Below are 12,016 nucleotides of genomic sequence, written 5' to 3'. Positions count from 1 at the left end.
AGTTCCTAAAAAATGTTATATTTTAAAAAGAATATTTAATATAAATTTTATTTTTTATAAATTCGTTCGCTTTTATTTTAAGCAGAATTTTTATAACTTTGGGTGAGATGCAAATTTAGCAATAGAAAATTAGATGAGCGCAAAAAAAGCCAATTTATCAGGCGAATTGAAAAAGTATTTTGGGTTTTCTACATTTAAGGGCCAGCAGGAACAGATTATAGATAACCTATTGAATGGGAAGGATATATTTGTTTTAATGCCTACAGGTGGCGGAAAATCATTATGTTACCAGCTTCCGGCTCTTATTTCGGAAGGAACGGCAATAGTAGTTTCGCCCCTGATAGCGTTGATGAAAAATCAGGTAGATGCCGTGAACGGCCTTTCATCTGATGATGGGGTAGCACATGTACTGAATTCATCATTAAACAAAACGCAGACCAAACAGGTTTTTGACGATATCAAAAGCGGCAAAACCAAGCTTCTGTATGTAGCTCCTGAATCATTAATTAAAGATGATTACCTGGATTTTTTGAAAGAAGTGAAAATTTCTTTCTTTGCTATCGACGAGGCTCACTGTATTTCAGAGTGGGGACATGATTTCAGACCGGAATACAGAAATCTGAAACAGATTATAGACAAAATCGCCAATGTACCGGTGATTGCTTTAACGGCTACTGCTACTCCTAAGGTTCAGGATGATATCCAGAAAACTTTAGGAATGACCAATGCATTGGTGTTTAAAGAAAGCTTTAACCGTCCTAATCTCTATTACGAAGTATGTCCTAAAATCAATGTAGATAAGGAAATTGTAAAATTTATCAATCAGCATAAAGGAAAATCAGGAATTGTATACTGTCTGAGCCGTAGAAAAGTGGAAGAATTTGCCCAGCTTCTGCAGGTGAACGGAATCAACGCCCTCCCTTATCACGCCGGTCTTGATCAAAAAGTAAGAGTAGCCAATCAGGATAAATTCCTGATGGAAGAGGTAGATGTTATTGTAGCCACCATTGCCTTCGGGATGGGGATTGATAAACCGGATGTACGTTTTGTGATCCATTACGACTTCCCGAAATCACTGGAAAGTTATTACCAGGAAACAGGAAGAGCTGGAAGAGATGGAGGAGAAGGCCACTGTCTGGCGTTCTATGATCCAAAGGATATTGAAAAACTGGAAAAATTCCTGGCACAGAAGCCCGTTTCTGAAAGAGAAATCGGATTGCAGCTTCTGAATGAAGTGGTAGGCTATGCTGAAACTTCCATGAGCAGAAGACAATATATCCTGTATTATTTTGGAGAAAGTTTCGATCCTGTGAACGGAGACGGTGCAAAGATGTGTGACAACTCATCCAATCCACCAAAATTGAAAGATGCTACTGCCGATTTAAAAAAGGCCCTGGAGCTGATTAGAGACACAGGCGAGAAGTTCAAATCAAAAGATCTGATATCCGTCATTGTAGGAAAAGAAAATGCAGTGACGAAATCCTATAAACTTGAGCAAAGTTCTCACTTTGGTTTTGGAAAGGATGAAAAAGATAACTACTGGAAAACAATTTTAAGACAGGCAACTGTTCAGAATTTTTTACAGAAAGATATTGAAACCTATGGGGTTTTAAAAATTACAGAGAAAGGGAAAAGTGTTCTGAATGGCAAATCTAAAGACTCCTTTTTAATTGCTGAAGACAGAGAATTTGATCTTACCCAGGCGAAAGCTGAGAGTGACCAGGTACAGCAGCAGGCTGGAGGAGGTCTGGATCAGAATCTTTTTAACCTGTTGAAAGAACTGAGGAAAAAAGTAGCTAAAAAACATGGAATTCCACCATATACGGTGTTTATGGATCCAAGTTTGGAAGATATGACGGTTCAGTATCCGATTACAGTAGATGAAATTACCAAAATCTACGGAGTAGGGGAAGGAAAGGCAAAAAAATACGGTAAAGAATTCGCAGACTACATCAAAACATACGTAGAAGATAACAACATCGAACGTACCCAGGATATGGTATTGAAGCAGGTGGCCAATAAATCCAGCCATAAAGTTTTTATTATCCAGAGTACTGATAAAAAGATTGATCTTGAAGATATAGCAAGAGCTAAAAACCTTTCTATGGATGAACTCCTGAAAGAGATGGAAAGAATTGTTTACCAGGGCACCAAACTCAATATCGATTATTACATTGAAGATAATTTCGACGAGGACATTGTAGACGGATTCATGGAATTCATGAACGAATCTGAAAGTGACAGTATGAAGGTATTGCTGGATGAATTCGGGGATGAACTTTCGGATGAGGAAGTGAGAATGTTGAGAATTAAATTCATCAGTGACGTAGCGAACTAAAATGACTCTAAACAATAACGAAATAATTTTAAAAGAAATTCTTCCTAAGAAGAGTTTCTTTTTTAATATGACAGAAAAGTTGAGGATAGCTTTTTCTGTATTCTACCTTGCAATAGGTGTGTTTTTCATTACAAGTAGTTTAAATTCCAGCTTTTGGCTTTTTTCAATAATAGGATTTGGTGTTTTTTGTAATGCTTTATATGTTGCTTTTTTAAGATGGATTGTAAAGTATTGGAGACTGAAAAACAATTATTATGTAATTACAAATCAAAGAATAGCTATTGTTGAAAAGGAAAATGGGAAGATTGTAAAGTATAAGGAATTGAATGAAATAAAGGAAGTAAATGCCGAAATGAATACTAAACATTTTGGTAATATCATTTTTGGTGAACCTGAGACTTTTTTCGGTAAAAATGATGAAAGTTTTTCTTTTTTTAAGAGAAGAGGAGTCAATTTTACTGAAGATAAGTATGCCTTTCTAAGTGTTGGAAATATTAACGAAATTATTCCTTTATTTAACGAGTTAGGCTTGAAGGTTAACAAAACTTTTTACTAACTTTACACTGATGAAAAAAATATCTGTCATATTTATTCTGCCGGACTTAGAAACCGGGGGTGCAGAAAGGATTGTTACTACTATTGCGAATCATCTCTCCCGAGATCGGTTTGAGCCTAAGATTTTGCTGTTACGTAAGCAGGGCGGATATTTGAATTTTCTGAAAAAAGATGTCGAAATTATCGATATCAATACTGAAAGAATAAGACATTCATTAAGGCCTATTTTAGGAGAAATCTACAGAAGAAAACCGGATATTGTCTTTTCGGGTTTTGGTGAGGTAAATGCTTATTTATCCCTGTTTATAAAACTGTTTCCAAGAACGAAATTTATTGCGAGGGAAACTAATGTTGTTACACAGCATGTAACCCGCAAGGAGATTAAGTTTTTCTATAATTTTTACAACAACTATCAGAAGATCATTGCTCAAAGCGATGATATGATGAAAGATCTTGTCGATAATTTTAATATTAAAAAGAAAAAAATTGTCAAGATCAATAATCCTGTAGACTTTGATTTTATTGAAGATAAAATGGCCATGTCTTTAAAACCCGAATGCTTCAAATACAATTATAAAAATGTAGTGGCCATTGGAAATCTGTCTTCCAGAAAAGGGTTTGATAACCTGTTAAAGGTTTTTTCAAGGCTTAAAAATGAAAATATTATGCTTCATATTCTGGGTGATGGAAAAGATAAAGACCTTTTGCTTCAGACGAGGGAACTCTTAGGATTAAAAAAAGTGATTTTTCACGGCAGACAGGAAAATCCCTACCAGTATCTTAAATATGCGGACTTATTTGTGCTTTCTTCACGATACGAAGGATTCCCCAACGTTCTTCTGGAAGCTGGTGCCTGCGGAACTTATTCCCTGGCCAATAACTGTCCCGGCGGAATCAACGAGATTATCCAGCATAATATAAACGGAGAGATTGCAGATATTGAGAACCATGACAGGTTTGCCCGGGAGATTGTAAGAATCCTTCAGGGCAATTATAATCGGGATGCTGTAAAAAACTCTATTAAATCAAGGTTCTCAAAGAATATTATCCTTGATAAATATGAAAAGGTCTTATTGGATCTGGTCAAACCATAATGACTCCATTTGCTTTATAGACTGTTAATTTCTTACTTTTGAGGCTACAAATTTTATCTGAAAACCCATTTTATTCATGAATAAAATCCAAAAATTAGGATGTGCCTGTGAGAAACCTGATTTCCATTATACCGAATTCAGAAGTTCAGAATTAGGGATCGATTATACCAACGGAAGAAATGGAGAAGTGTCCATCCAACAGTGCAAATTATGCCAGAGAATCTGGATTCATTACCTTGTGGAATATGAGCATTATTCCAAATCAGGAAGATGGTATAAAGGAATTGTTTCGAAAAAAGACCGTCCCAACATCACTCCGGAAAACGCAGTGGAATATCTGGAAAGCCTTGAATGGTATGTCTATGGAGGCTCATTTTTTGAAAGTACGGGAACCATTGGACAAGGAAAGTTGAATGTATAATAATCCCTAATGATTTCTCACCATTAAATATCCACTCATGAAGCCATTTATTATTGCTGTTTTAATGCTGAATTCTGTCGTTATGATTGCTCAGCAGAAGACCATCTCCAGAAAAGAATTATTAAAAACTGCTCTTGATCAGAAAGTAAAATTCACAGAGATTCAGGAAATAACAATGGCTGCAGGACAAGGAGCTCCCGAACATCTGCATCCCTGTCCGGTTTTAGGAATCATCAATTCCGGAGAAGCCGTTTTTCAGATAGAAGGACAGGAGAAAGTAGTACTTCATACAGGAGATGCTTTTTATGAACCTAAAAATGTGAAAATTCTTCATTTTGATAATGCATCATCTGAAAAACCTCTTGTGTTTACCGCAATTTATCTTAAGGAAGGCGATGAAGAAAATATAAAATTCATAAAATAATACTTTTCATAAAACTAGAGCATATAATTATCATTTTTAAAATTGATAAAACTCACTTTGGTGCTTGGTAATTTATATGTAAATTTGTGAGAATTAAGATAGATAATAATAAACAAATTCATACAATAACATGAGTCAATTCGATGTTACCGTAATAGGTTCTGGTCCCGGTGGTTATGTTGCTGCTATCCGTGCAGCACAGTTAGGTTTCAAAACAGCAATTATTGAAAAATATTCAACTTTAGGCGGAACTTGTCTTAACGTTGGATGTATTCCGTCAAAAGCGCTTCTTGACAGCTCTGAGCATTTCGAAAATGCAAAACACAATTTTGCAGGTCACGGAATCATCATCAACGAGCCGCAAGCGGATATTGCCAGAATGATCGAACGTAAAAACGAAGTGATCAAGCAGAATACTGACGGAATCAGCTACCTGATGAACAAAAATCAGATTACTGTTTTTGAAGGAGTAGGAAGCTTCGAATCTGCTACTCAGATTAAAGTGACTAAAAATGACGGTTCTTCGGAAACGATCGAGTCTAAATATACTATCATTGCAACAGGTTCTAAGCCATCTACATTGCCTTTCATCTCTTTAGACAAAGAAAGAGTGATTACTTCTACGGAAGCTTTAAACCTTAAAGAAATTCCTAAGCATTTAGTAGTAATCGGAGGTGGAGTTATCGGTCTTGAACTAGGTTCGGTATACTTAAGATTAGGAGCACAGGTAACTGTTGTTGAATTTATGGATAAAATCATCCCTGGAATGGATGGAGCTTTAAGCAAAGAATTGACTAAAGTTCTTAAAAAACAAGGAATGAAGTTTATGCTTTCCACTGCGGTTTCTGCAGTTGAAAGAAACGGAGATACTGTAAAGATCACGGCTAAAGATAAAAAAGGTGAAGAAGTAGTTGTAGAAGGAGATTACTGTTTGGTTTCTGTAGGTAGAAAACCTTATACAGACGGTCTTGGTCTTGAAAAAGCAGGTGTAGAGCTTGACGAAAGAGGAAGAGTAAAAGTAAACGATCACCTGCAGACTAATGTTGCTAATATCTATGCTATCGGTGACGTTATCAAAGGAGCTATGCTTGCTCACAAAGCTGAAGAAGAAGGAGTTTTCGTTGCTGAAACATTGGCAGGACAAAAACCTCACATCAACTATAACCTGATTCCTGGTGTTGTGTACACATGGCCGGAAGTTGCTGGAGTTGGTAAAACTGAAGAGCAGCTAAAAGAAGAAGGTGTTGCTTACAAAGTAGGATCTTTCCCGATGAGAGCTTTAGGTAGAAGCCGTGCAAGTGGTGATATTGACGGTCTTGTGAAGATTATTGCAGACGAAAAAACTGATGAGGTTTTAGGGATGCACATCGTAGGAGCAAGAGCTGCTGACCTTATTGCAGAAGGGGTAATTGCTATGGAATTCCGTGCAAGCGCTGAAGACATCGCAAGAAGTTCTCACGCTCACCCAACCTATGCAGAAGCTATCAAAGAAGCTGCATTGGATGCTACAGCAAAAAGACCTATTCATATGTAATGATTGATTAAGAGATTTAATCATTTTAAATATTTAAAATTAAAGGCTGTTTCTTTTGGAGACAGCCTTTTTTATATGTTTTTGCTATAAAGAACGAAACTTGGTTTTGAAAAAAAATTCATCTATAAACCAATAACTGTTTACATCATTTTCAGATGGTCATAAAACTTAGAATGTTTTGGTGCAATGTTGAACTGGATCCCAAAAGTTATCCCTTTAAAATATTTTTCTTTATGAATGGGAAAAGCATATCCTGTATTGAGAAATATTGCATTAAATAACGAAAAACCTATTCTCGGTTCCAATGAATATGGATTAGCTGATACTCCAAACATTTCCCCGAAACGTAAAAAATTAATATGGATCTCCGGGATGAATTTATCAGTTTGGTCAGCTCTGGTATAAAGCAGGGAAGGGCCAACGATAATGGAACCATCATAGGTTTCACCCAATCTGTATTCTAATCCTGCCTGAAGAACATTCCTTCCGGTATAACGGTAGGAAATACCCAGTGCTGTTTTTTTCAGCAGCTGAGCATTTGAAAAAAACGTTAAAAAAATAAGAGGTAGGATTATCAATTTTTTCATGATTATTTTTGTTCAAATATAAAGGTTTCAGAGGCTTTACCAAAGATGAAGATGGACCTTTAAAGAATTATAATAGCATTGACTAGGTTAGCATCTTCAAATTTCCGTACCTTTGTCAGCTAATTTTATCATCAATGCAACTCGGAAAAACTCAAACTTTAACAATTTCAGAAAAAATTAATTCAGGATGGATCCTCGTAGATGAATCCGGTGAGAAGGCTTTTCTGCCTAAAATCTTTATTCAGGAAGAAAAAGAAACAGGTGAAGAAGTTGAAGTTTTTGTATATCAGGATGACGATAAATTAAAAGCAACCACTGAAATTCCTTTGGCTGAAGTAGGTGAATTTGCAGTAATGAGCTGTGTACAAAGCCTTCCTAGCGGAGCTTTTATGGATTGGGGAATCATTAAAGATTTATTTATTCCTTACAAGCAGCAGAAAACCAAAATCATCGAAGGGAAAAGATATCTGGTTTATATCTATGTAGACGAAGATATGGAACTGATTACCGGTACCACGAAGTTCAAAAGAAATCCTCAGTATGATGATCTTCCGTTCAAAAAAGGTGACAAAGTAGATTTGATTATGATGAACGAAAGTGAACTGGGCTGGAATGTGATCATCAACAAAAAATACATTGGTTTGATTTATGCTTCCGATGTTTTCAAAAAACTTTATCCATTGTCAGAAGAAACAGGATACATCAAAGCGATCCGTGAGGACGGTAAAATAGATGTTTCTTTGCAGCCGGAAGGTTTTGAAAATATTGATGAGTTCAAACAGAAGATTCTGAATAAACTGGAAGAAAATTACGGACTTTTGTATGTGTCCGATAAATCTTCTCCTGAAGAGATTAAAGATGAGCTTCAGATGAGTAAGAAAAACTTCAAGAAAGCAATCGGAGGACTTTATAAAGATAAGATCATCGATATCTCAGACGATAAAATCAAATTATTATAAAAATAAAAAACGGGCAGAAATTTCTGCCCGTTTTTTGTTACTCCCTGTTTTTGATCAAAAGCCATCCGTTGTAGATTCTTCCGTCAGAAACTTTTATGGTATACCAGTAATTTCCTGTAGAAATAGGATGGGATTCATATCTTCCGTCCCACTGGAAAGGTTTATTTCTGATAATCTCTTTGTAGATTACAGCACCTCTTCTGTCATATAAACTTACCTCCGTTCCCGGATAGTTTTCCAATCCTGCTATTCTCCACGCATCATTGATTCCATCTCCGTTAGGACTGATGGCATTGGGAATATTAAATATCGAGAAGTTTTTCTGTCCTATAATACATCCGGATTTTGTTCTCACATAAACGGTGTATTCTCCCATACTTAAATTGGTGAAAATATTGGAATCCTGCCATGTGGAATTATTTAAAGAAAATTCAAAGTTTCCGCTCTGAGAAAGAATAACGGTCGCTGTATTGCTCGTGATATTGACAGAGACAATATGTGCTAAAACAGAATAGCTTACCTGAATTGAACTTGTATTTTCACAACCGAAAATATTGGCCACTTTTACAGTATATGTTCCCGGAGTCGTTACAGTAATTGTTTGAGTGGTTGCTCCGTTATTCCATTCATAAGAATTAAATCCTGGTCCTGCATCCAGAACAACAGACTTTCCTTCACAAAAATCAAGCTTATCAGGAAGTTGAACAAAAGGTTTTGGATTTAGGGTAAGACTTAACCGGACTCCTTTGAAACATCCGTCAGGCGTTGCTACTCTTACGTGAATAAGTGTTGTTCCGGTATTCAATACGTAAGCTGAAGGATTGGCAATAGGGGTGCCTGCAGTATCAGTGTAGGTAAAAATATAACCGGCCGGATTATTAATAATACTGGCTTCATAAGAATGAAGATCGACAGTCATTGAATTTGCGGTAGTTGAATTACATAAAACCTGTGTTACATCTTTTGCAGGAACATTATCCGTAGACAGAGTTACTGTTATTGCCAGTTTTTCAGATTCACAGTTGTTTAATGTTTGCGTTACATAATAGATTTGTCCGCTTACCAGAGGAGTTGACATTGGAATTACATTTCCTGCTGCATTATAAAATTTAAGAGCAGTTCCCGTTACAATCAGTTTTTCTAAAGTAGGGTTGGCAGAAGCACAGAAATCCTGATTTACATTGGCTGTCGGTTTAGAAGTTGTATTTACTGTTACCAGAACTGCTGTTTTATTACTCTCACAACCATTAATAGTCTGAGATGCATAATAGGTCTGTCCATTGATAAGAACAGTTGTTGCAGGTACAATATTTCCTGCCGCATCATACCATTTTATATTCTGGCCTGTGATTTGAAGGTCAGAGATTTTAGGATTATTGGTGGCACAGAATGTTTGCTGGGTATTAGCCGTTGTCGGAAGAGCTGTTGATGTCACAATTACATTCTGGTTCTGAGTAGCGGTATTTCCATTTCCGTCGTGATAAGTCCAGTGGATAATATAGTTTCCGGGGCTTGAATAAGATAAAGGATCTGTTGTTGTTGCGCTAATTGCTCCCGCGCAGTTATCGGTAGCGGTAGGAATAGTAGTAACCATTGTATGACAGTCTCCTGTAATGTCTGCCAGCAGAGTAATATCAGGAACCGGAGCCGCATTATCACCTACAATCACGTTTACTGTAAAAGTCCCATCACAAGCACCTGATCCTGAAACCTGGCATATATATGATCCTGCCTGAGCTGTTGTTGCATTTGGAATAGTTGGGTTTTGCTCATTGGATGTGAAGCCATTTGGCCCGGTCCAGCTATATACTGTTCCTCCGGTAGCGTTGAGTTGGATTGTCCCATTAGGACATACCGGCGAATTAGAAGTAACAACCGCTGCAGAGGTACAATCCTGAAATTTAGCAATGAAAATATCATTTCCACCACCTGGCGACTGTTGAAAGGTTCCCGGTGTTGCAATACCAGCTGAATTCCCACTTGACATGCCTGTCAGATAAATGGCACCTTCATCATCTTTTGTCGCCTCTCCCTGTTGCGTTGCACCGTTTCCTGTGTAATAGGTTCCCCATTCTTTTACATCATTCTGATTGTATTTAATTAAAAACGTAGAAATATACATTGCGGGCATTCCCATATAGGCACCCGGAGTAGAGATGTCGGGCTGCCCGCTGGAATGCAGTCCTGTAAAAAAAACATTTCCGTTAGTATCAGGATATGCCAATAGCTGGAAAGAGCCTGTAAAGTTAAAATAGCTTTTGCTAATCGCATTCGTAGTTAAATTTACCCTCCATATTCCAGGCTGCCCCATTGGAAAAGCGGTAGTTGAATATCTTCCCGGAAGAATTAAAGTATTATTTACAATTCTGGCTTTCCATATCTGTTCCGAACCGCTGTTTCCATAATAGCTTGATCTCAGAACAGTATTTCCTGATTTTGAAATCTTAAGGTATAGTCCGTCTGATTCCCCGCCTTTTAACGGTTGAAAAGCATTGTTCATAGGGATTGCAGAAGATTGTGTTGCTCCAATTATTTCAAGGTTATCGCTTGAGGAGAGAATTTGGAAAATGGAAGTAGAACCGTCACTTCTTCCAAAGTAAGTAGCCCAATCGACATTCCCTGTTGTTGAATTCAGAGATGCCAGAATGCCGTCAGTATACCCGATCGGTGTTGATTTTGCAGGCTGCATGGCGTTAACAGTCGGAAAGTCAGCACTGAAAGAATCACCACCAATGTATACATGATTTTGATTGTAGGAAACAGTATAGAGTTTATTCTGCCTGCTTGAAGAAAACTCTTTTTCAAATGCAAAACTTCCGTTATTATTAAACTTTACCAAAACAATATTTTCATTATATTGTGCTCTTTGAACGGTTCCGCCTGCATAAATATTAAAACTTTCATCAAAATCTACATCTGCAAATCCGTCATTCATTCCGAAACCATAGTAAGTTCCCCAAAGCCTTTGCCCGGTTTTGGTCAGTTTCATCAGGAATGCATCAAGAGCGCCGGCAACATTTTGCTGATAGGTCCCGGAAGTAGCAAAATTTGTGGTACTGGTAGTTGTTCCGAAAACATAGCCCTTACTCTGAAGATCTGTTTTTATCCTGCCGTAATCTTCTCCGTATCCTCCTGCATAGCTTCCCCATATTCTTGTGGGTACCGGATCTATTACAATGGTCTTATCAGAAGTATTTACAGGAGCGGCAAATCCAAAAGTATGATCCCCAAGATCCTTAAAAGAAACATCAATATTTTTTTTGGTATTTCCGGCAATCCAGCTGTTAGGAATATTTTCATAGATTTCCCCAAATCGCACATTCATGGTGAGCCTTCCATCTTTTATTAAAGTAGGAGCTCCATTAAATTTCATTTTTATGTCTGAAATTTTTCCACCAGGATTGATGATAAAATTATATTCGATAGCTTTTAAAGAATCGTTAGGTTTAAAGAATACCAAATCTATATGAGGATAAATATTCTTATAGCGGACTTTTTGATATCGGTGAACATTACTAATGCCTTTTGGATTATCTGGAAGGTTATAATAATTATCATAATCCGGAGATCTGCCTTCCGCAGTAATTGTTGATTGGGTATTGGAATTCACGAGATCAATATCTACTCTGTGAATCAGTTTTTCATAAATATATTCACGGATATGGTACTGATCTGGGGCCGGAAGCGCATTTTTTTCCTTTTTTGAAAAATCAGGATTGCTGGTTTTCTTTATTTCGTAAATATCGTAAGAAAATCCTCCGGTTCGAAGCTGTACATTAAGACCGTTTGAATGGAAAAGGTATCTTACATCTCGATTTACCTTCCCGTTCTGATCCGTAATCTGACCTTTGTTTTCATAAAAATAATAGAAATTGTTTTCAGAAACTTTTTTCTGTGAAAATAGAAGTACCGCGCTCAATAGTGAGAACAGTGAAAGAATTTCCTTCATCAGGTTATTAATTTTGCGGCAAAGATATAAAAATAGACTTCTCATTAAATAATAACTAATCACAAACTTTCATTCACAAACATGATGGATGTCATGACATTTTTGTTTAATTTTTATGTTTAACAATTTTGTCAAAAATAAATTTTACTATAAAT

9 protein-coding genes are annotated in these 12,016 nt (G+C 36.8%); 7 read left to right on the top strand and 2 right to left on the bottom strand.

Annotated elements, in window-relative coordinates; all coding sequences use genetic code 11:
- Window positions 1-133 precede the first annotated feature (133 nt).
- From recQ to lpdA, 6 genes are all read left to right on the top strand, one after another.
- Complete coding sequence (gene recQ, locus LIV57_RS18310; RefSeq protein WP_227943764.1) at window positions 134-2,338, top strand: DNA helicase RecQ; 2,205 nt, start codon at window positions 134-136, stop codon at window positions 2,336-2,338.
- Between the two features lies 1 nt (window position 2,339).
- A complete protein-coding gene (locus tag LIV57_RS18305; protein WP_227943763.1) occupies window positions 2,340-2,894 on the top strand; it encodes a hypothetical protein in 555 nt (184 codons plus the stop codon).
- Between the two features lie 10 nt (window positions 2,895-2,904).
- Window positions 2,905-3,987 (top strand): glycosyltransferase, encoded by a 1,083-nt coding sequence (locus LIV57_RS18300; protein WP_227943762.1) that lies wholly within the window; start codon window positions 2,905-2,907, stop codon window positions 3,985-3,987.
- Window positions 3,988-4,063: 76 nt separating this feature from the next.
- A complete protein-coding gene (locus LIV57_RS18295; RefSeq protein WP_227943761.1) occupies window positions 4,064-4,408 on the top strand; it encodes a hypothetical protein in 345 nt (114 codons plus the stop codon).
- A 37-nt stretch (window positions 4,409-4,445) separates the two neighbouring features.
- On the top strand, window positions 4,446-4,832 hold the full coding sequence (locus LIV57_RS18290; RefSeq protein WP_227943760.1) for a cupin domain-containing protein: 387 nt from the start codon (window positions 4,446-4,448) through the stop codon (window positions 4,830-4,832).
- A 130-nt stretch (window positions 4,833-4,962) separates the two neighbouring features.
- Window positions 4,963-6,366, top strand: a complete 1,404-nt coding sequence (gene lpdA / locus LIV57_RS18285; RefSeq protein ID WP_047429636.1) for a dihydrolipoyl dehydrogenase — start codon at window positions 4,963-4,965, stop codon at window positions 6,364-6,366.
- Window positions 6,367-6,506: 140 nt separating this feature from the next.
- Here lpdA and LIV57_RS18280 read toward each other — a convergent pair whose 3' ends face one another.
- Window positions 6,507-6,953 (bottom strand): hypothetical protein, encoded by a 447-nt coding sequence (locus LIV57_RS18280; protein ID WP_227943759.1) that lies wholly within the window; start codon window positions 6,951-6,953, stop codon window positions 6,507-6,509.
- Window positions 6,954-7,087: 134 nt separating this feature from the next.
- On the opposite strand from LIV57_RS18280, the gene LIV57_RS18275 reads away from it, so the two are divergent.
- The gene (locus LIV57_RS18275; RefSeq protein ID WP_202838803.1) at window positions 7,088-7,912 is read left to right on the top strand and encodes a S1 RNA-binding domain-containing protein; all 825 of its coding nucleotides are present in this window, start codon (window positions 7,088-7,090) and stop codon (window positions 7,910-7,912) included.
- Between the two features lie 37 nt (window positions 7,913-7,949).
- On the opposite strand, the gene LIV57_RS18270 is transcribed toward LIV57_RS18275, so the two are convergent.
- Window positions 7,950-11,861: a T9SS type B sorting domain-containing protein gene (locus LIV57_RS18270; protein WP_227943758.1), complete on the bottom strand. Its 3,912-nt coding sequence runs from the start codon at window positions 11,859-11,861 to the stop codon at window positions 7,950-7,952.
- Between the last annotated feature and the right edge of the window lie 155 nt (window positions 11,862-12,016).

Source organism: Chryseobacterium sp. X308 (assembly GCF_020733145.1).
GTDB lineage: Bacteria > Bacteroidota > Bacteroidia > Flavobacteriales > Weeksellaceae > Chryseobacterium > Chryseobacterium cupriresistens.
Note: the sequence above shows the minus strand (reverse complement) of the source record. Positions and strands in the feature narration are given on the sequence as shown.

Coding starts and splice junctions, on each gene's coding strand:
- recQ (WP_227943764.1), top strand. CDS start 134: ATGAGCGCAAAAAAAGCCAATTTATCAGGCGAATTGAAAAAGTATTTT.
- LIV57_RS18305 (WP_227943763.1), top strand. CDS start 2,340: ATGACTCTAAACAATAACGAAATAATTTTAAAAGAAATTCTTCCTAAG.
- LIV57_RS18300 (WP_227943762.1), top strand. CDS start 2,905: ATGAAAAAAATATCTGTCATATTTATTCTGCCGGACTTAGAAACCGGG.
- LIV57_RS18295 (WP_227943761.1), top strand. CDS start 4,064: ATGAATAAAATCCAAAAATTAGGATGTGCCTGTGAGAAACCTGATTTC.
- LIV57_RS18290 (WP_227943760.1), top strand. CDS start 4,446: ATGAAGCCATTTATTATTGCTGTTTTAATGCTGAATTCTGTCGTTATG.
- lpdA (WP_047429636.1), top strand. CDS start 4,963: ATGAGTCAATTCGATGTTACCGTAATAGGTTCTGGTCCCGGTGGTTAT.
- LIV57_RS18280 (WP_227943759.1), bottom strand. CDS start 6,953: ATGAAAAAATTGATAATCCTACCTCTTATTTTTTTAACGTTTTTTTCA.
- LIV57_RS18275 (WP_202838803.1), top strand. CDS start 7,088: ATGCAACTCGGAAAAACTCAAACTTTAACAATTTCAGAAAAAATTAAT.
- LIV57_RS18270 (WP_227943758.1), bottom strand. CDS start 11,861: ATGAAGGAAATTCTTTCACTGTTCTCACTATTGAGCGCGGTACTTCTA.